Raw genomic sequence first — 19,373 nt, 5'->3', positions numbered from 1 at the left:
CGGCCCAGCGCACCGGCGACCAGGCACCGGCCACCGGCTGCCAGCCACCGGCGGCCGGCGGCCGGCGGCCGGCTCAGACCGCCGCTCAGCAGGCCGTTGCGGGCGGCGGGCGTTGGTCAGCCGTCGACTAGCCGGCCGTCGCGCAGGACGAGGACCCGGTCGGCGAGGTCGATCAGGGCCGGGTCGTGCGTGGCGACCAGGGCTGTCATGCCTCGCGCGTGCACCACCGCGCGAAGCAGGTCCATGACGGACCGTCCCGTCTCCGAGTCGAGCTGACCGGTGGGCTCGTCGGCGATGAGCAGGTCCGGTTCGTTGGCGAGCGCACGGGCGAGGGCGACCCGCTGCTGCTGGCCGCCGGAGAGCTCGTACGGGCGCTGGGCGGCGTGCCCACCCAGGCCCACCAGTTCGAGCAGCACCGCGACGCGCTCTTCGCGCTCGGCGGCCGGCACCTGCGCCAGCCGCAACGGCACGCCGACGTTCTCGGCGGCGGAGAGGATCGGCACCAGCCCGAAGGTCTGGAAGACGAACCCGACCGTGCCCCGGCGCAGCCGCAACAACTCGGCCTCCCCGGCCGAGGTCACCTCGTGCCCGGCCACCACCACCTGGCCGCTGTCCGGCCGGTCCAGCCCGCCGATGAGGTTCAGCAACGTGGTCTTGCCGGCACCCGAGCGACCGCGGATGGCGATCAGCTCGCCGCGGTTGGCGGTGAACGAGACGTCCCGCACCGCGTGCACGGCGTGCTCACCACGGCCGAAGGTGCGGCTCACCCCGCTGACCCGGACCACCTCGGCGGGCGGCACACCCGGCCCGCCAGCAGTCGAGGCCGCTCCCGCGACCGCCATGTCCTGATAGTTCACGCCCGTGCCTCCCGCTCCTGAAAGACCCGGTCACCGGGCCGTACCTGCACATGGTCGGGCTCCAGATCGAGCCGGACCCGCTCCTTCAGCGACAGCGCGTCGACGAACGCGGCCGGCAGTTGCATCCGGCCGTTGCGGTCCAGCACCGCGTACTCCTCGCTGACCAGTTCGGTGTTGCCGTCCGCGTCGACGCGCGCGGTCCGGCGTACCTCGGAAGCGGTTCGACCGTCGCGGATCGCGACGGTCCGGCGGACCTGGGTGGCGACGGCGTGGTCGTGGGTGACGACCACGATGGTCACGCCCAGCTCGGCGTTGATCGTGCGCAGCGCCCCGAAGACCTCCGCGCCGGTGGCCTCGTCCAGCTCACCGGTCGGCTCGTCGGCGAAGAGCACCTCGGGGTCGTTGGCCACGGCCACCGCCACCGCCACCCGCTGCTGCTCGCCGCCGCTGAGCTGACCGGGCCGCCGCTGCGCGCCGTAGCCCACGCCGACCAGGTCGAGCAGTTCCCGGGCCCGTTCCCGGCGGGCCCGCGCCGAACGCTTGCCCGCCAACTGCATCGGCAGTTCGACGTTCTCCTGCGCGGTGAGGTACGGCAGCAGGTTGCGGCCGGTCTGCTGCCAGACGAACCCGACCAACTGCCGTCGGTAGCTCAACCGACGCTTCGCGGAGAGCGAGAGCAGGTCGTAGTCGGCCACCCGGGCGATGCCGGCGGTCGGCGTGTCGAGGCCGGAGAGGATGTTGAGCAGGGTCGACTTGCCCGAGCCGGACGCGCCGACGATCGCCACCAGCTCACCCCGGTCGATGACCAGGTCGAGCCCCTGTAGGGCGACCACCTCCACCCCCTCGGTCTTGAAGATGCGCACCAGACCGTCGCAGACGATGTGGCCACGCAGGCGGTCCTGCCCGCCGGCCCGCTCGGCGGCGCGTTGCGCGGCCCGCTGCTGCAGGGAAGCCAAATCGGGCACCAGGGCACTCTGGGCGGTAACGGTCATCTCAGCTCTCCTCTCCGAGCCGGAGCACCTCGCCGAGGCGCAACCGGCGGTTGTTCAGGGCCTCGACGGCGACCGCGAAGCCAAGGGCGATCGCGCCGAGCGCGACCACCGCGACGACCAGCCCGGGTTCGAACGCCACCCGGACCGGCACTCCGCCGGTGAACGCGGACAGGCCGAGCACCGGATTGAGCACCAGGGGGAGCACCGCGCCGACCAGCGCTCCGGTCAGCACCGACACCCCGACCAGCGGGGTCAGCTCGACCAGCAGCAGCCCCCGCCACTGCCGGCGGGACAGCCCGAGGGTGCGCAGCCGGGACAGCACCTGCCCCCGGGCCCGCGCCCCGGCCAGCACGGTGAACGCGATGGCCAGCAGGCCGAGGACCGTCCCGCCGGCGGCGCCGCCCACGAACCCGAAGGCCAGGACGCCGTTCGCGCCACCGTCCGCGAGCTGGTGTCGTACGCCCGCCCGGGTGTCGACGGTGACTCCCAGTGGCCGTGCCCGACCGGTGACCGCCCCCTGCTGCTGGAAGCGCAACTGACCCTCGTCACCGGCCTGCCGCAGCGCCTCCGCGTCGAGCCGGTCGCCGGCGACGAGCAGGCTGGTCGGCGCCGGTTGGGTGGCCCGCTGCGGCAGCGCCTGCCAGGGCAGGATCACGAACCGGCTGGTGCTCGCCGGCAGCAGGGGGAAACCGTCCTGCGCGCCGGCCACCCGGAACTCGTACCGCTGGCCCTGCACCGAGACGAACGCCGAGTCCCGCAGACCCGTCCGCGCCAGGTCGGCGGCGACGGCCGGTGACACGATCGCGGGCAGCGCCCCCGCTTCGGCGTGGGCGGTGCGCAACGGCTCCGGCACCCGGACGTCCACCCCGGACTCACCGGTCACCGTGGCCAGACCGGGACCGTCGACGAGCAGCACGGTGGTCTGGCCGATCCGCGCGTCGGTGCCGACCTCGTCGGCCGCCAGCCGCTGGTCCGGCTCGATGAGCACCGGTGTGGCGGCCTGGACGCCGGGCAGACCCTTCAGCGCGTCGACCGTGTCCGGGGCGAAGCGTTCCCCCCGGATCAGCGCGTCGGCGGGAACGACCTGTTCGGCGGCCCGGCCCCGGCTCGCGTCGACGCCGCCGGCGACGACCGCGCAGAAGGCCGCCGTGCCGATCGCCAGGACCACGACGACCAGCGGCGCGGCGACCGCCGACCGGCCGGCCCGTGCGGTGCCGAGGAAGGTCACGCTGCCGCGGGTACGCGCGGCGAGCCGACTGACCAGCAACAACGGCCACGGGTACGCACGCAGCGCGAGCACCGCCGCGGCGACCGCGAGCAGCACCGGCACCGACACGAGCAGCGGGTCGACCTCGCCGAGGGTGAGCCCGCGCCGGCGCAGCAGCACGGCGGCGAGCCCGGCCAGCACCAGCAGGAAGACCTCGACGGTCAGCCGGCGAGTCGACGGACGCATCCGGACCAGGTCCCGGCGGGCCGCGCCGACGCCCTGCACCGTCAGCGTCGCCAACGGCAGGGCCAGGGTGACCAGCAGGGTCACCACGGCGGCGTACGGCGCGGTCGGGTCGGGCGTACCGGGGAAGAGGGTGCCCAACCACCAGCCGACCGCCGCGGCGACCGGCACCACCAGCAGTGACTCGGCGAGGCTGCGGCGCGCGCCGGCGGTGGCCGCGCCGCCACGGGCCCGGATGAGGGCGAACTCCGAGCGGCGTCGGCGGGTGGACAGGGTCGCCGCGAGCAGGATCAGCCCGGCCAGGGTGGCCAGGACGCCCGCACCGACCACCGCGAGCAGGGTCCGGGCGGAGTTCACCTGGGCGGCGAACGCGCGCAGCGGGATGTCGACCGCCTGCGTCAACGTGAGACCGGGCGGAACGTGTCGCTGCAACTGTTGCAGGCCCTCGATCATCTGGTCGAGCTGGCGCGCGCTGATCCGATCCACGCCGAGCCGGTAACGCCACTGCGTACGCACCGGCCAGCCGGCCGCGGCCCCCTTGTCGAGGACCACCGGGGCGACCACGCCGACGCCGATGAAGGGCTGGCCGTCGCCCTCCGGTTCGACGACCTGGAGCACCTGCGGCAGACCGCCCCAGGCGCCACTCGCGCGGTCGACCGGTCGGAACAGCCCGGCCACCACCATGGGTGTCGGTTTGCCGCCGTCGTCGGGCTGACCCAGGTCGAGTCGGCTACCGACGCGCAGGTTGAGCTTGCGCGCCACGTCCGCGTCGAGAGCCAGCTCGATGGGTCGGCCGGCGACGTAGGTCTCGTTCGGCCAGGCGCCCTCGACGAGGGTGCTCTCCTGCTGGATGCCGGGCATGGCGCGCAGACCGAGGTGGACCAGCAGGTTGCGGGCCTTCAGGTCGGGACCGACCACCAGGTTCGGCGTGGTGTCCACGCTGAACCAGCGCTCGGTGACGGCGGACCGTAGCTGCGGTGGCATCTCCTCGACCAGGCTGTCGAACTGCTTGCGGGCTCCGGGCATGACCGGTGCCGCAGCGGTGTCGACCTCCCCGGTGGCGTAGTTGAGATCCCGGCGGTCAGCCGACTCGCTGTTGAGCTGCGCCCGCAGGCCCTCTTCGGCGAGCCGGTTGACCAGTCGGGGCACCCCGCTGACCAGCAGCGTGACCACCAGGGTCAGCACCGCCAGAAGCAGGAACTGCCCGCCGTACGCCCGGACCCGGCGGGCGGCCGCGCCGACGCTCATCGTTCTCCCCCGATTCGCAGCTGCACCGCCGCCACCCGCTGTCGGATGCCGGTGGCGATGAACGCGCTGAAGGCGAGCGCCGCCAGCAGCAGGCCGACCGCGGTCAGGCCGATGGGCACCCAGGGCAGCGCGAACGCCGCCGGGGGCACCGGCCGGCCGGCGGCCGGAGTGAGGATGACCAGCGGAGCCATGGTGGCCCCGACCACGGCGCCGAGCAGCAGCCCGACGCCGACGCCGATACCGGCCAGGAAGGTCTGCTCGGCCAGCAGCGCCCGGGCCAGCAGCCGGGGCGTCGCGCCGAGGGTGGTCAGCACGGCGAACTCGCTCAGCCGACGCCGTGCGGTGGCCCACACGTCGACCATGAGGCCCACCAGGGCGAGCAGTACCGCGCCGAGCGCGGCGGCGAGCATCCCGGTGCGTGAGCCCCGCCAGTACGGGTCGTCGGCGGCGGCCGCGATCTCGGCGCGCCGGTCGAGGACGGTGACGCCGGCCAGTTCACCGGCGGCGCGGGTGGCGGCCGCCGGGTCGTCGGCGCCGATCCACCACTCGGGTGTGTTCCGGACGGTTCCACCACCGCGGACCAGCGCCTCGACCGCTGCGGGCAGGTCGAGCAGTACGCCCTCCCCCGAGGTGGTCGGCACGGAGCTCAGCTCACCGATCAGCCGGGCCGGCACGGACGCGCCGGCAAGGGCCAGGGTGAAGGTGTCGCCGGTGTGCAGGCTCATCGCGTCGCGCACAGCGGGCGTCATGAGGACCGGAACGGGCGCGATCTGCCCGGCGGGCACGATGGCGAAACGGGTGGGCGGATGGAACGCGTACTGTCCATCGGGAATCGAGTCCACCGGATAGTCGGCGACGACGCCCCGCGCGCTGGACCGGGCCGGGATGGGCGGGTTACCGCCGGCGGTGGTGTTCCAGGCCCCGGTCAGCTCGGCGGGCCGCTTGGCGCCGTCCGCGCCGACCAACGTCAACCCGTCCACCTGGAGCCGGTACGAGTTTCCGGCGTCCGCTCCGCCGTCGGCCTCGAATCCGGCCAGTCGCAGTCGCGCGTCTCCCACGTCGGGTAGCCGCACGGTGAACGGCGTCTCCCGTCCGTCGCTGGTGGCGTCGACGGCCGGCAGCCGGTAGGCCGACCCGTCGCTGCTGGTGACCAGCAGCGACACGGTGACCTTCAGCGGGCGGGAGAGCCCGTTGACGGGCGTGCGAGCCGTACCGGTGATCGCTCGGGTGCCGGCGGGCAGTTCGGGGCCGCCGGGAGCGCCCCGGGCCGCGATCATCCGCTGGTACTGCGTCGACGCCGGATCGGCGCTCAGCCGGTCGGCGAGCCGGACGACGCCCCCCGCGCCGGCCGCGTCGAAGCCGATCACGGTGACGGGCAGGTCGCCGCGACCGACGCGCATCTCGTCGCGCCACACCGGCAGCGCCCGGCGCACGCCCGGCAGCGCGGCGAGTTCACCGGCCCGGGTCACCGGGGCGGCGCCGCCGCGCTCGGTCACCCGTAGGTCCGCGCCGACCGTGTGGCCGGCCTGCTCGACCTGGGACCGTTCCCCGGTGCTGACCAGGGACCAGGCGAGCGTGCTGCCGCCGACGGCGAGGGCGAGCAGCAGCACCGGCCCGGCGTGGGGACGCCGGCCGGCCTGCCACATGCCCAGCATGGTGGCGGTCCACGGTCGCCGGTCGACGAACCGTTCGGCGAACCGGGTGAGCGGCGGGAGCACCCGCAGTGCCAGCACCGCCCCGGCCAGCACGCCCAGGGTCGGGGCGGCGACCAGCAGCGGGTCCAGTCCGAGCCGGCCGTTCGAGCCGGCGAGCGGCGAGGCGTACCGGCGGAGCTGCACCCAGGCGAGCACGGCGAGTGCCACGAGCACCAGGTCGACGCTCGCGCGCTGGATGCTCGCCGACCGGTTCGGGCGGGATCGGGCGGCCATGTCGGCCACGTACGTGCCGGAGCCCCGCAGCGTCGGCGCGACCATGGCGACCAGGCAGCCGGCGGCCGTCGCGGCGGCCGCGGCCCAGATCAGGGTGGTGTTACCGCCGGCGGTGGAGAGTTCCGCCGCGCCGCCGGGCCGGACGAACCGCAGCGCCTCTCCGGCGATCACCGGCCCGAGCAGGGCGGCCGGGGCCACGACCAGGGTCGCCTCGCGGGCGGCCAGGCCGGCCAGTTGGCGGCGGGCGGCGCCACGGGCGCGCAGCAGCGCGGTCTGCGGACGACGGTCCTCGTGCAGGAGCGCGGCGACCAGCACCAGCGCGTAGCCGCCGAGCACCAGGATGAGCAGCAGCGGGGTAGCCAACGCGGAGCGGCCCACCAGGTCGGCTCGGGCGATCCGGTCCAGCAGTTGGTCGATCTTCGTGGTGACCTGCCCCGAGCTGCCCAGTTCGGCGGCCTCGGGCACCGTGACCGCGGCCGCGCTGACGGCGGCCCGTACGGCGGGCAGGTCGGCGGCGTCGACACCGCCGAGGTCCGGTTCGGCCAGCCAGGACGCCGTCACCGAGCCCGGAAAGAGGGTGGTGAAGTCGGCCGGGTCCAGCGCGAACGGCCCGTACGAGGTACCGGACCCGACGCTGCCCGTACCCACACCGGGAGCCAGCAGCCAGTACGCCTCGGTCGGGTCGCGGGGCCGCCAGGTGCCGGCGAGCACCACCGCGCTGGCCTTCTCGGTGGCGCGGTCCCGCAGCGGAATCCGCGCGCCGACGGTCAGGCCGAGTGTCGTGGCGACCCGCTCCGGCAGGCTCACCTGGGCCGGCTTCGCTCCGGCGCGGGGCCAGGCCCCGTTGGTCAGCTCGGCGTGCGCGGTCAGGCCCTCGAGAGTGGCCAGGTTCGCGAAGATGGGATCGGTGCCCTTGCGCGGCACCGAGCCGAGATCGCCGGTCAGTTCCCGGCCGGTGCCGTACCGCGCGGCGGAGACGGCGACCGGCACTCCGGCGAGCCCGTCGGCGAACTGTGCCCGCGCCGCCCCGTCACGCTTGGCGAACTCGGCGGCGTCGCGACCGCCGGACCCACTGACCAACAGGCCGCGTTCCTCGACCGGCGACGCCGCGACCAACGCGCGTTGTCCGGCGTCCACCGCGCGTCGGTTGTAGTCCGACAGGCCGGTGACCAACGCTACGGCGACCAAGGCGGCGAGCACCGCGGCAAACAGCAGTCCCCGCGCCTCGCGGGCCCGCCTCCACACCAGCTTCATCCGACGCCTCCCCTGGCCCTGGTGGGCCGACGACCTTCAAGACAGGTCACCTACGGGGAAAGGTTCGCGCCCGTTACATGATCGTTATTACGAGAACGGCCGGCGCGGTCACGCGCCGCGTCGGGCCGCCCGTACGGCGAAGGCGATCGCGCCCACGACGAGCAATGCGCCGATGAGCTGGAGGCCCGGCGAGTCGTCGGCCCCTCCGTACACGACGGCGGTGACGCCGAGGGCGACGGCCGCGATGGCGACGACGTACCTCATGCGGTCTCCTCCTCGACCCATTCGAGGAGGTCTCCGGGCTGGCATTCGAGCACCCGGCACATCGCTTCGAGGGTGCTGAAGCGGACGGCCTTGGCGCGGCCGTTCTTGAGCACCGCCACGTTCGCCGGGGTGAGCCCGACGCGCTCGGCGAACTCGCCGACGCTCATCTTGCGCTTGGCCAACTCGACGTCGATCCGGACGACGATGGGCATCAGATCACCGCTTCCATGTCGGTCCGTAGCGTGGTGGCCTGCCGCAGCAGGGCGCGCATGACCACCATGAGGAGGCCCAGCACGGTGACGCCCACCGTCAGCAGGAACAGCAGGAGCGGCAGTCCGGGGTCGTCGGCGTTGAACCCGACGTAGAGGAAGACGCCCACCAGCACCAGCCACGCGGCGGCGATGGCCCAGACGATGGCGTCCACCCACTTCAGCGACGCCTCGGTGAAGATGCGGTCGTTCTTGACCAGGCTGAGCAGCTGCCACGTCGCGACGATCACCACCTGGACGCAGAGCGCCCAGAAGACCGTCACGATCGTCGCCGGCCACCGGAGGTACGCGTCCTGCGGCGACTCCTGCGCCATGTGCGCGAACTGCCCCGGCAGCGAGAGGGTCTGGAAGAGGACCAGGACCCCGAACAGCACCAGGAGGAACACTCGGAGAGCGGACACCGCTCGACGTTCAACAAGCATGCATCGAGTTTCGCTCGCAACCTATCGAAAGTCAATCGGTGCGGCGATTGACGTACGGCGGTGCCACGCGGATCACATCGGGGTGAGGAGACAGAACTCGTTGCCCTCCGGATCGGCGAAGACCTTCCACGGGATGGTGCTGTCGCCCAGGTCGATCGGGGTCGCGCCGAGAGCCAGCAGTCGCGCCGCCTCGGCCTCCATCTCGTCGTTCGGGTACGGGCGCACGTCGAGGTGGACACGGTTCCACCCCGTTTTCACGTCGGGCGTCCGCAGAAACTGCAGGTACGGACCCACGCCCCGGGACGAGCGCAGGACCGCGCTGTCGTCGGTCACCTTGTGCACGGTCCAGTCCGTCGCCTCGCCCCAGAAACGGGCCATGGCTCTCGGGTCCGCGCAGTCGACCACCACGGAGGCGATCGGGCCGGTGTCCTGGTCCGGGTCGTGCCAGTCCAGCACGCAGAACTCGTTGCCCTCCGGGTCGGCCAGGACGATCCACGACACGTCCCCCTGACCCACGTCGACGGGCGTCGCGCCGAGATCCTTCAGGCGCGCGACGACCTCGGCCTGGTGCGCCGTCGAGGTCGTCGCCAGGTCCACGTGTACGCGGTTCTTTCCCGTCTTGGGCTCGTCGGAGACGACGATGTCGATAAAGACGGCGACGGGATCGGGATAGCCGATGCCCTTCGGTTCGAGGTTGGTCACACCGGGCCCCTCGCTGGACATCTCCCAGCCGAGCACCTCGGCCCAGAACTCGCCGAGCGCCACCTCGTCCCGAGCCTTCATGTTGATCTGCACAAGCCGCGTCGCCATGGCGGCGATGCTATCGATGCTCGCGCGCCCTATGCAGCCCTATTCAGGTCGACCGCCGGTCACGCGCCGGAGGCCCGACCCGGGTCGTTCATCTGGCGACGGAACGCGAGGTACGCGGTCAGGTTCGCCAGCAGCATCACCACTCCGATCGCCGAGGCCAGGAGCCCGACGTCGAGGCTCGGCAGCGCGACGAAAGTCAGGGCGGCGAGCACGATGGCGAAGATGTTCAGGAAGGTGAAGGCCAGCACCAGTTCGTTGAGGAGGCGGGACCGGCGGTCCTGGAGGCGGCCGACCAGTTGCTGGTGCAGCGTCCGGACGAAGTCGAGCCGCTCGTCCAGCGTGGTGAGGACGAGCCGGAACTTCCACTGCTGCTCCAGCGCGTTCCACACCGTGCCGCCGGCCGCGTCGAGGTGCGCCTCCACCGACGAATAGCCGAGCCGGAACAGGCGGATGCGGTGGTAGCCGCCGAGAATGCGCTTGGCCTGGTCTTCCAGAGCGCTCATGGACAGGCCGCCACGCCCGGGGTCAATCTGGGACAGCTCCGCCGAGAGCACCGCGTCGTAGCGCAGGGCCGCAGCCCAGCAGACGTGATGCACCCCGGTCAGCCGGGCCAACAGCAGGGCCGGGCGCGACCCGAAGTCACTGACCACGGCCGTGGTGTGCGAGCCGACCCGCAACACGCCATCGGAGATGCTGTCGGGCGTGCAGTCCACGCCGTCCGGGCTGAACCGCTCGGCGATGGCCCGTCGGCGTGCCGGATCGCAGTCCGGATCGACCCGGACGGCGAAGGTGGTGTTGGCCCAGAGGACGAACACCTCGTCGGTACCGGCCGGCGCCGGCAGGACGGCACGCAGGAGCCGCGTCACCGCGGGCAGCATCCGCTGCACCGGCGGGGCGACCTCGGCAACCACGTCGCCGACGCCGCTGACGATGCCGTCCGGCAGTTGGTAGGTGACGCAGACCAGGCCACAGTCGACGTTCCAGAGGCTGATCCGGGCCGAGACCACCTGCCACGCGCCGGATTCCGTGGTGGGCGACAGCGCGGGATCGATCTCCTGCCCGGCGGTCCGCAGGACCTCCGCGCCACCGCTGATCTCCATCGTGGGCCGGGGCATGCTGCCGAGCAGGTCGTCGAGGAGCCGTTGACCGTAGGGCTGCAACGCCAGGTCGTCGAGGCCGTCGGTGACGCTCCACCCCGTGGGCACGTCACCCTCGGCCGGGGCCGGCGCGGAGAGCTGACACGGGAAGTAGGCGAGCACCCGTACCGACGTGACGTCCTTGAACATCAGCCACCTCTCCCCCGACCAGCGCCTTGCAGGGTATCGACAATGTCAACTGGCTCGGCCGGTGCGGATGCCACCCTGCGGACTATGTGCGGCGGTGGAATTCGTTGCGGCGTGGGAGCTGGTCGGGGTCGAGCCAGGCCGGCGGCACGAACTCCGGGTGGCCGTCGTCGCCGAGTCGCACCACCCAGTCGGTCTGGTGGACGTGCCGGTGGTGGTGGCCGCAGAGCAGGACGGCGTTGTCGAGGCTGGTCGGCCCGCCGTCGGCCCAGTGGCGGATGTGGTGGGCGGCGCACCAGCGCGGCGGCCGGTCGCAGCCCGGGAACGCGCAGCCCCCGTCGCGCAGCACCAGTGCCCGGCGCAGCGGCCCGGTGACGAGTCGTCGTTGCCGGCCGACATCGAGGACCTGACCGCCGCGGCCGAGCACGGCCGGCAGGATGGCGGCGTCGCAGGCGAGCCGGCGCACCGTGTCGGGGGTGAGCCGCAGGCCAACGTCGAGCGTGCCCGCGCCCAACTGCCGGGTCAGCCCGTCGAAGCTGGTGGTGACGACGAGCTGCGCGGGGTCACCACCGGTCTCGGGCAGCTCACCGGTACGCAGCGCCAGCCGGCACACGTCCGCGAGGGCATCGTGGCGACGCTGACCAGCGCAGCGGTTGTCGTCCGGCCCGGCGGGCGCGCTCAGCGGGTCGATGGCGGCGCGGAGCAGCGCGGCGGCCTCGGCGTCGAGGATGCCGCTGAGCCGGAGCCGTCCGCCGGTCTGCTCGGAGACGGTGACGTGCCGGTCGAGGGCCGCCCGGGCGTCCTCGGCGGCCAGGGCTGCCGCGTCGGCGGCGTCGGCAAGACCGGGAGCGACGTGATCGAGGATCCGGGTGCCCATCCGCCGCAGCAGCGTCGGATCGAACTGCCCTGCCCACTCGACGAGCACCCCGACCGCCTTGTCGGCCACCTCCGCGCCCGCCACGGCTGACACCGTGGCGGCCGTGTCGGCGATGACCCGGGCCTGCTCCACGCTGACCGTGCCGTCCGCCAGTGCCTGGCGCACACCTGGCGGCGCGACGTCGACCGAGGCCGCGAGGGCGACCAGCCGGCGCGCGGCGCCGACGTCGAGTCGCAGCCGCTCACGCAGCCACACCGCCGTCGAGGACGCCCCTGCGCGACAGCCGTGCCCCGACCGTCCAACTCACGGATCGCCGCCAACTGCACCGCCGCCAGACGCTGCGTCAGCCGGTGGCTGGCGTCGAGCGCCGCGATCAGATCGTGGTCAGCGAGGGCCCAGACGGCGGTGTCGGCGCACGCCGCCACCGCCCGGTCCGCCTGTGCCAGCTCATCGAGCCCAGGCAAATTCTAGAACAGGTGTACGACAAGAATCGGCCACGCCGAGCACTGCGAACCAACCGTTCGGGCGCGGTCAGCCCTCGGCCAACTCCGGACGGTGCTCTCGAATCCAGGCCACCACGTCCGACTTGCGCCAGACCTTGCCCTGCACCAGATCAGCCACCGGCTCCGGGAAGTTCCGGTGGCTGGTGATCACGTAAACGCGCTGCTTGCTGATGCCGCCAAGCATCGCGCGAATCTCCGCAGCGCCCACCAGATCCATATGGCGGACGGTAATCAGTTGACCCGACTCCTTGACCCTGGTCAACTTACCGGTCACCGTAGGAGGTATGCCTTCGCCGAACGAGCCGCCGGTCCCGTACGCCCAGCGGAGAGCGATCCGCCCGCACACGCCGATGCGCCCGCTGTGGTTGTGCCGCGTCTGCGCGGCCGCCTGGCCGGCCCGCCGGCCCGACTGCTGCTGACGATGCAGTACCGGCGGGATCGGGTGGGGTTGTCGGTCTACCTGGCGAGCCAGTTGTTCGAGGCGACGGCCGACCTGCTCAAGCTGAACCCGGACGCGGTACCCGACCCTCGGGAGCTGTTCGACAGGTTTGTGGCGTGGACGGCTCGGCCGCCCGAGTGAGACGGCGCTATGGCGTGCGCTTGGCGCGGCTGGGCTGCACCCGCTTGGGTTCGCCGGGCATCTTCGGGTGGTCCGGCGGGTACGGCAGGTCGCCCTGGCCGGCGGCGGCGTCGCGGTCGGCCCACTCCAGCAGGGGCGTGATGTCCCACGGGGCGTCGTCGATGCCGGCGTGCGGGTCGCCGCGCTCGGCGAGCCGGGCCGGCACGGTCCGCAGGTCGAAGTCGTCCGGGTCGACGTCGGGCAGCTCGTCCCAGGTGACCGGAGTGGAGACGGTGGCCCGGGCGTTGGCGCGCAGCGAGTACGCGCAGGCGATCGTCCGGTCCCGGGCCATCTGGTTGTAGTCGACGAAGACCCGACTGCCGCGCTCCTCCTTCCACCAGGCGGTGGTCACCAGGTCGGGGTTGCGGCGTTCGACCTCACGGGCCAGGGCGATGGTGGCGCGACGGACCTCGGTGAACGTCCAGCGGGGTTGGATGCGCAGGTAGACGTGAACGCCGCGCCCGCCGGAGGTCTTCGGCCAGCCGATCGCGCCCAGCTCGTCGAGGACAGCGCGCACCTCGGCGGCGGCCCGGCCGGCGTCGGCGAAGTCGGTGCCGGGCTGCGGGTCGAGGTCGATGCGCAGTTCGTCGGGGCGGTCGGTGTCGGCGGCGCGCACCGGCCACGGGTGGAACACGATCGTGCCCATCTGCGCCGCCCAGGCCACGTGGGCCAGGTCGGCCGGGCACAGCTCGGCCGCGCCGCGACCGCTCGGAAAGGTGATGTCGGCGGTGGTGATCCAGGGCGGCACGCCCCGGGTGGGCACCCGCTTCTGGAAGAACGCCTCACCCTCGACGCCCTCGGGGAAGCGTTGCAGCGTGGTGGGCCGGTCCCGCAGGGCGCGCATGATCCCGTCGCCGACGGCGAGGTAGTAGTGGAAGACGTCCGCCTTGGTGAAGCCCCGCTGGGGGAAGATCACCCGGTCGGGGCTGCTGAGTCGTACGGTGTGCCCGGCCACCTCGACCTCGGCGACTGCCTTGGTGCCACCCATCCCGCGACCTTATGCCACGCCCCCGACGTTCGACGTACCGTTGACGGGTGAGTCTTGACGACAACAACCTGCCCAAGACCGAGGACGAGTGGCGCGTCCGCCTGACCCCGGAGGAGTTCCACGTCCTGCGGGAGCACGGAACGGAACGTCCGTGGACCGGCGAGTACGTGGACACCAAGACGTCGGGCGTCTACCACTGCCGGGCCTGCGGTCTGGAACTCTTCTCCAGTGACACGAAGTTCGACTCGCACTGCGGGTGGCCGAGCTTCGACGACGCCATCCCGGGCCGGGTCAAGGAGATCGAGGATCGCAGCCTCGGCATGGCCCGTACGGAGATCCGCTGCGCCCGCTGCGACAGTCACCTCGGGCACGTGTTCCACGGCGAGGGTTTCACGCCGAAGGACACCCGGCACTGCGTCAACTCGATCTCGGTGCGCCTGGAACCCCGCTGACCTGATCGTCGTACCCGCTGAGCAGCTGGACCTCGGCGGACCGGGACTGTTCGATCCGCCGGGCCAGGTCGCGGACCCGCTCGTCGCGGCCGACGCCGACCTGGGCCCGGGCCAGGTCGGCGGCGGCTCGCTGGTGGTCGGCGAGGACCTCGCGCAGCACCCGGTCGACGTCGGAGTCCGACGCGGCCCGCAGCCGGTCGAGCGCCGCGTCGTCGCCGTGCCCGGCGTGGTCGTGCCCGGCGGCGGCGCTGACGCCCGGTCCGGTTGTCGGCAGCCAGCCGCGCATGGTCGACAGCTCGTCGGCCTCGGTCACCTCGATGGCGGCGGCCAGTGTCTTCAGCGCGTCGTCGCGTAGCCGGTCCCGGGCGAGCCGGACGATCTGGAGGGTGCGCTCGCTGTGCCCGGCCATGGTGCTCAGGAACACCACGTCGATGCCGCTCAGCTCGGCGGCGGCCGGCGCGGAGTCGGCCACCACCGGGGACGCGGGAGCCGGCGGGCGCGGGGACGGCCCGGCGCAGCCGGCGAGCAGCGACGCGGCGACCAACCACGCCAGGTGGGTTGCGCGGGGCATGCCGGGGCTCCGATCGGGTGGGGGTGGCGACGCGGGTGCGGCCGGGACCGCACCCGCGCGGTCAGACCTGTTGCCAGAGCGCCGGTACGTTCGGCGGCTCCCAGCCGGCGATCGCGGTGTGCGCCTGCCGGCAGCGGTACGTCCGGCCGCCGTAGGTGACCTGGTCGCCGACCTGGTAAGCCCGGCCGGCCGTCCAACTGCCGCCCGCCGGGGGCGGGGTCGTCGGCGCGGCGGTGGGGCTGGTCGTCGGTCGCGGCGTGGGTGAGGTGGTCGGCGTCGGGGTGGGGGTCGACCCGCCGCCACCGATCTGCACGTCGATGCAGGAGTAGAAGGCGTTCGCGGTGTCGGAGATGTTCCACACGGCGAGGATCTTCTGCCGCCCGGAGAAACCGCCCAGGTTGACGGTGTGCGAGACCGTCGCGCCGGGCTGCTGCCCGTTGCCGTTGACCACGCCGACGCGGGTGTTGCCGATCCAGTACTCCCAGTTGCTGGTGGCGTGCCGGGCCGTGTTGAACCAGGTGAAGGTCAGCGAGCTACCGACCGACGTGGCCGGCCAGCCCCGGCTGTCGTCGTTGAGGACGGCGAACTGGGTGATGCCGGCGTTGCAGCTCTTGAGGCCCTTGGGCCCTTCGACGCTCTGCGGCTCGTACTTGATCTGCCCGCAGTCGGGCACCTTGCCCTGCGCGCAGAGCGCCTGCCGGCTGGGCGGGGCGGAGACGTAGCCGTGCGCCTGGGCTGGCGCGGCGACGGTGAGGGTGGCGGCGACAGCGCCCGCCGCCACCAGCGGGACGGTGATTCTTCGGCGCATGGGGGCAGCTCCTTCGGCAGGTGCGGTGAGGTGCCCCCAAGGTAATTTAAACTTTATTAACAGTAAAGAGCGTCATCGATAAATACATCGATGGTGACGAGTTGACCTCTCACAGTCGCAGCAGGCTGCCGTTGTCGTCGACGCCGTCGGCGCTCTCGTCGTCGAGCCAGACGCCGCCGGTGGCGAGGTAGCGGAAGCGGTACTCCCCCGGACCGAGCTTCACGGTCACCGTGCGGGTGCCGTCGCGCCGCGCCACCAGCTCGTGCCGACCGGGCTCCCAGCCGTTGAACGAGCCCACGACGCTCACCGGACCGGGTGGCGCGTCTCGCGGGAGGCAGAAGGTCACCCGGGTCTGGCTGCCGAAGAGCTTGTTGCGCTTGATCATGGTGATCCTCCGGGGGTCACGGCGGTTCACCTGGCCTAACGCAGGACACGCCGACGCCGACACGCCATCCGGCGAGGCCGGCTGGCGGTAATTCGCCCGTCGCCGCCCCACCCTGAGGCAGTGTGGTAACACATGTCCTGATACGGGGGGTTCCTGTGGCAACGTGCGAGGTCTGCGGCAACGACTACTGGATGGCGTTCGAGGTGCACACCGTCAGCGGTGACGTGCACACCTTCGACTCCTTCGAGTGCGCGATCCACCGCATGGCGCCCATCTGCGAACACTGCCAGGTCAAGATCGTCGGACACGGCGTCGAGGTCAACGGGCGATTCTTCTGCTGCGGGCACTGCGCCCGAGCGGTCGAGGGCGCCGAGGGCGCCGAGATCCGCGACGCCGTCGGCGCGCGCCCGGCCTGACCCGGGTCGGCCTGATCGGGTCGGCCCGGCCGTGGGCCAACCGGACCGCCAAGCTGGGGTACGGTCGTCGCCATGCGGCCATTCCTGGGCGTCCTGCCCCCGCCGCGCTCCTGAGCGGAGCGCCGCGCCTCTCGCCGACCGGGTGACCTGACCCCGCTCGGCCACTCTGTCGTACGCGCTCCGTCGACGTCGTCCCGTCAACGGCTCACCCTTCGGAGCGCTCCCGTGTCCACCACCCGCACCCTGTTGCCGGCCGCCTCGGCCGCCCGCAGCGGCCTGCTCCAGATCACCGTCACCGGCGTGCTGTGGGGCACCACCGGCGTGGCGGTGCAACTCCTGCGCGAGGGCACCGGGCTCAGCCCGGTGAGCATCGGCTTTCACCGCCTCGCCATCGCCGCGCTCGTGCTGCTGGCGTGCGCCGCCGGCCGGCTCCGCACGATCGCGGCCACCCTGCGCGTCGCACCCGTACCGCTGCTGCTCACCGGCGTCGGCCTCGGCGTCTACCAGGCGCTCTACTTCGCCGCCGTGGCGCTGGCCGGAGTCAGCGTGGCCACCATCGTCAGTCTGGGCCTGGCCCCGGTGCTCGCCGCGGCCTGGGAGTCGGCGCGCGCCCGTCGGCTCCCCGGGCCGCTGCGACTCGGCACGCTCGTCGCGGCGGTGGCCGGCCTCGTCCTGATCACCGCCGCCACCGAGCAGCCCGGCACGGCGGCGCCCGCCCCGCTGCTCGGCCTGCTCGCGGCGGCCGGCTCCGGCCTCGGGTACGCGGTGACCACCCTGATCAGCCGCCAGGTGTCGCAGCGCGCCGCGCCGATGACACTCACCACCATCTCCACCGTGGTCGGTGCGCTGACCCTGGCGCCGTTCGCCCTGGTCGCCGGGGTCAGCGTGCCGGTACGCCTCGACACCGTGGCACTGCTGCTGCACCTCGGCGTGGTCACCACCGCGGTTGCGTACGCGTTGTTCTACGCCGGGCTGCGCACCACGCCGGGCAGCGTCGCGGCCGTGCTGACCCTGCTCGAACCGCTCACCGCCGCCGCCCTGTCGGTGGCGCTGCTGCACGAACCGCTCCCCCGGCCGGTGATCGTCGGCGGTGTTCTGCTGCTCACCGCCGTGGCCGCCACCTACCTCGCACCCGAGCGCGCGAACATCGGGTGAACCAGCCCGACCTACCATCGGTGGATGCCCCAGCAGACCACCGAGATCCGAACCGCGCTCTTCGCCGACCTGGACGCCCGCACCCTTCACGACCTGCTCAAGCTGCGCATCGATGTGTTCGTGGTGGAGCAGAACTGCCCGTACCCGGAACTCGACGGGCGTGACGTCGAGCCGGGTACCCGACACGTCTGGCTGACCGACGGCGACGCTCTGATGGCGTACCTGCGGATCCTGGCCGACCCGGACGGCGTCGCCCGGATCGGCCGGGTGGTGGTGGCCCCGGCGGCCCGTGGTGGCGGGCACGCCGGCCGGCTGATGGCGGCGGCGCTCGACCTGGTCGGCGACCAGCCATGCGTGCTGGAGGCCCAGTCGCACCTGGTCGCGTTCTACGCCCGACACGGCTTCACGGTCAGCGGCCCGGAGTACGTCGAGGACGGCATCCCGCACACCCCGATGCGCCGAGACGCGCGACCGGCAGCCATTGACGTCTGACGATCAAACTGGCATCGTGCCGGATAGAGCCATCGCGGGAGCCAGCGAGTAGGCACGGGAGCGGGCAACTCCCGGCAGTCCGGGTGTCGTCGTCCGACCTCATCCCCCCGGGGGCTCCATGTCCACAATCGCCCGAACACCACGCGTGCTCCGGCCGCTCGCCATCGCGGCAGCCGCCACGCTCCTGCTGACCACGGCGCTGAGCGTCTCGCTGGTCCCATCCGCCTCCGCGCACGGCTCGGTCGTCGACCCACCCTCGCGTAACTACAGCTGCTGGCAGCGCTGGGGTGGTGACTTCCAGAACCCGCGCATGGCCACCGAGGACCCGATGTGCTGGCAGGCCTGGCAGGCCGACCCGCAGGCCATGTGGAACTGGAACGGCCTGTTCCGGGAGGGTGTGGCCGGCAACCACCAGGGCGCGATCCCGAACGGCCAACTGTGCAGCGGCGGACGGACCCAGAACGGCCGCTACAACGCCATGGACACGGTCGGCGCCTGGAAGACCACCTCGGTGGCGAACAACTTCCGGCTGCGCTTCTTCGATCAGGCCAGCCACGGCGCCGACTACATCCGGGTGTACGTGACGAAGCAGGGCTTCAACTCGGCCACCCAGCCGCTGGGCTGGAACGACCTGGAGTTGGCCGGTCAGATCGGCAACACCCCGGCGTCGCAGTGGGACAAGGACACCGGCGGCGTCTCCATCCAGATCCCGGTGAGCGCACCGGGACGGACCGGGCGGCACATCGTCTACACCATCTGGCAGGCGAGCCACCTGGACCAGTCGTACTACCTGTGCAGTGACGTGGACTTCGGTGGCGGCACCAGCACCCCGCCGCCCACCACACCGCCGCCGACGACTCCGCCGCCCACCACGCCCCCGCCGACGACTCCGCCGCCCACCACGCCCCCGCCGACGACTCCCCCGCCGAGCACCCCGCCGCCGGCCGGGGCCTGCACGGCGACGTACCAGATCACCGGGCAGTGGTCCGGCGGCTTCCAGGCCGAGGTGAAGGTCACCGCCGGTGGCTCACCCACCAAGGGCTGGTCGGTGAGCTGGAACTACAACAACGGCCAGCAGGTCGCCTCGTCGTGGAGCGCCACCGTCACCACGAACGGCACGCTGGTCACCGCGCGCAACGTCAACTACAACGGCACGCTGGCTGCCGGAGCGAGTACGACATTCGGTCTGCTCGGCTCGTGGAACGGCAGCAACCCGGTTCCGCTGGTCTCCTGCACGGCGACCAGTTGATCCCCGTCCGGTGCCGCACCCGGGCGGGGGCGCGGCGCCGGACGGCGGGAATGCGGTGGTGCCCGGCGATCCGTCCGGGCA

Annotated in this window: 19 protein-coding genes and 2 pseudogenes; 6 read left to right on the top strand and 15 right to left on the bottom strand. The window is 72.7% G+C overall.

The genetic code is table 11. The annotated features are described in order from the left end of the window. Window positions 1-116: 116 nt before the first annotated feature. From AB0I89_RS09460 to AB0I89_RS09410, 11 genes and pseudogenes are all read right to left on the bottom strand, one after another. A complete protein-coding gene (locus AB0I89_RS09460; protein WP_357123378.1) occupies window positions 117-842 on the bottom strand; it encodes an ABC transporter ATP-binding protein in 726 nt (241 codons plus the stop codon). Between the two features lie 11 nt (window positions 843-853). Then, window positions 854-1,849, bottom strand: coding sequence for an ABC transporter ATP-binding protein (locus tag AB0I89_RS09455; RefSeq protein ID WP_357122843.1), 996 nt, complete (start codon window positions 1,847-1,849; stop codon window positions 854-856). Between the two features lies 1 nt (window position 1,850). Beyond that, the gene (locus AB0I89_RS09450; RefSeq protein ID WP_357122840.1) at window positions 1,851-4,547 is read right to left on the bottom strand and encodes an FtsX-like permease family protein; all 2,697 of its coding nucleotides are present in this window, start codon (window positions 4,545-4,547) and stop codon (window positions 1,851-1,853) included. Beyond that, complete coding sequence (locus AB0I89_RS09445) at window positions 4,544-7,729, bottom strand: ABC transporter permease (protein WP_357122837.1); 3,186 nt, start codon at window positions 7,727-7,729, stop codon at window positions 4,544-4,546. The genes AB0I89_RS09450 and AB0I89_RS09445 overlap by 4 nt, the downstream gene beginning before the upstream one ends. A 108-nt stretch (window positions 7,730-7,837) precedes the next feature. Continuing rightward, complete coding sequence (locus tag AB0I89_RS09440; protein WP_357122834.1) at window positions 7,838-7,993, bottom strand: hypothetical protein; 156 nt, start codon at window positions 7,991-7,993, stop codon at window positions 7,838-7,840. Beyond that, complete coding sequence (locus tag AB0I89_RS09435) at window positions 7,990-8,205, bottom strand: helix-turn-helix transcriptional regulator (protein WP_355051732.1); 216 nt, start codon at window positions 8,203-8,205, stop codon at window positions 7,990-7,992. Before AB0I89_RS09435 ends, AB0I89_RS09440 begins: the two co-directional genes overlap by 4 nt. Next, on the bottom strand, window positions 8,205-8,663 hold the full coding sequence (locus AB0I89_RS09430; protein WP_357122831.1) for a DUF2975 domain-containing protein: 459 nt from the start codon (window positions 8,661-8,663) through the stop codon (window positions 8,205-8,207). Before AB0I89_RS09430 ends, AB0I89_RS09435 begins: the two co-directional genes overlap by 1 nt. A 93-nt stretch (window positions 8,664-8,756) precedes the next feature. Beyond that, window positions 8,757-9,494, bottom strand: a complete 738-nt coding sequence (locus AB0I89_RS09425; RefSeq protein WP_357122828.1) for a VOC family protein — start codon at window positions 9,492-9,494, stop codon at window positions 8,757-8,759. A 59-nt stretch (window positions 9,495-9,553) separates the two neighbouring features. Then, window positions 9,554-10,780: a hypothetical protein gene (locus tag AB0I89_RS09420; protein ID WP_357122825.1), complete on the bottom strand. Its 1,227-nt coding sequence runs from the start codon at window positions 10,778-10,780 to the stop codon at window positions 9,554-9,556. Between the two features lie 82 nt (window positions 10,781-10,862). Next, window positions 10,863-12,118 (bottom strand): annotated as a pseudogene (locus AB0I89_RS09415) (DUF222 domain-containing protein). A 67-nt stretch (window positions 12,119-12,185) separates the two neighbouring features. Further along, the gene (locus AB0I89_RS09410) at window positions 12,186-12,374 is read right to left on the bottom strand and encodes a hypothetical protein (protein ID WP_357122822.1); all 189 of its coding nucleotides are present in this window, start codon (window positions 12,372-12,374) and stop codon (window positions 12,186-12,188) included. Window positions 12,375-12,441: 67 nt separating this feature from the next. Here AB0I89_RS09410 and AB0I89_RS09405 point away from each other — a divergent pair. Continuing rightward, a pseudogene (locus tag AB0I89_RS09405) lies at window positions 12,442-12,737 on the top strand (hypothetical protein). 7 nt (window positions 12,738-12,744) lie between these two features. Here AB0I89_RS09405 and ligD read toward each other — a convergent pair. Then, window positions 12,745-13,764: a non-homologous end-joining DNA ligase gene (gene ligD / locus AB0I89_RS09400; RefSeq protein WP_357122819.1), complete on the bottom strand. Its 1,020-nt coding sequence runs from the start codon at window positions 13,762-13,764 to the stop codon at window positions 12,745-12,747. Between the two features lie 47 nt (window positions 13,765-13,811). On the opposite strand from ligD, the gene msrB reads away from it, so the two are divergent. Then, complete coding sequence (gene msrB / locus AB0I89_RS09395; RefSeq protein ID WP_355051724.1) at window positions 13,812-14,216, top strand: peptide-methionine (R)-S-oxide reductase MsrB; 405 nt, start codon at window positions 13,812-13,814, stop codon at window positions 14,214-14,216. On the opposite strand, the gene AB0I89_RS09390 is transcribed toward msrB, so the two are convergent. The 3 genes from AB0I89_RS09390 to AB0I89_RS09380 all read right to left on the bottom strand — a co-directional run bounded on the left by AB0I89_RS09390 (window position 14,182) and on the right by AB0I89_RS09380 (window position 15,980). Then, window positions 14,182-14,787: a DUF305 domain-containing protein gene (locus AB0I89_RS09390; RefSeq protein ID WP_357122816.1), complete on the bottom strand. Its 606-nt coding sequence runs from the start codon at window positions 14,785-14,787 to the stop codon at window positions 14,182-14,184. The two genes, msrB and AB0I89_RS09390, sit on opposite strands and share 35 nt — an antisense overlap. A gap of 61 nt (window positions 14,788-14,848) precedes the next feature. Then, on the bottom strand, window positions 14,849-15,595 hold the full coding sequence (locus AB0I89_RS09385) for a lytic polysaccharide monooxygenase (RefSeq protein WP_357122813.1): 747 nt from the start codon (window positions 15,593-15,595) through the stop codon (window positions 14,849-14,851). Between the two features lie 109 nt (window positions 15,596-15,704). Next, window positions 15,705-15,980, bottom strand: coding sequence for an isoamylase early set domain-containing protein (locus AB0I89_RS09380; RefSeq protein WP_357122810.1), 276 nt, complete (start codon window positions 15,978-15,980; stop codon window positions 15,705-15,707). 155 nt (window positions 15,981-16,135) lie between these two features. Here AB0I89_RS09380 and AB0I89_RS09375 point away from each other — a divergent pair, with 155 nt between their 5' ends. The 4 genes from AB0I89_RS09375 to AB0I89_RS09360 all read left to right on the top strand — a co-directional run bounded on the left by AB0I89_RS09375 (window position 16,136) and on the right by AB0I89_RS09360 (window position 19,292). Next, entirely contained in the window at window positions 16,136-16,396 is a 261-nt protein-coding gene (locus tag AB0I89_RS09375; RefSeq protein ID WP_355051720.1) for a Prokaryotic metallothionein, read from the top strand. Window positions 16,397-16,621: 225 nt separating this feature from the next. Then, window positions 16,622-17,551 (top strand): DMT family transporter, encoded by a 930-nt coding sequence (locus tag AB0I89_RS09370; protein WP_357122807.1) that lies wholly within the window; start codon window positions 16,622-16,624, stop codon window positions 17,549-17,551. A 24-nt stretch (window positions 17,552-17,575) separates the two neighbouring features. Then, window positions 17,576-18,043 carry a GNAT family N-acetyltransferase gene (locus AB0I89_RS09365; protein ID WP_357122804.1) on the top strand — a complete coding sequence of 156 codons (468 nt, stop codon included), beginning with the start codon at window positions 17,576-17,578 and terminating at the stop codon, window positions 18,041-18,043. 118 nt (window positions 18,044-18,161) lie between these two features. Continuing rightward, window positions 18,162-19,292, top strand: coding sequence for a lytic polysaccharide monooxygenase (locus tag AB0I89_RS09360; protein ID WP_357122801.1), 1,131 nt, complete (start codon window positions 18,162-18,164; stop codon window positions 19,290-19,292). Window positions 19,293-19,373: the final 81 nt, after the last annotated feature.

It is taken from the genome of Micromonospora sp. NPDC049801, from assembly GCF_040656575.1.
Classification (GTDB): domain Bacteria; phylum Actinomycetota; class Actinomycetes; order Mycobacteriales; family Micromonosporaceae; genus Micromonospora.
This window is presented reverse-complemented; position numbering and strand designations above follow the sequence as displayed.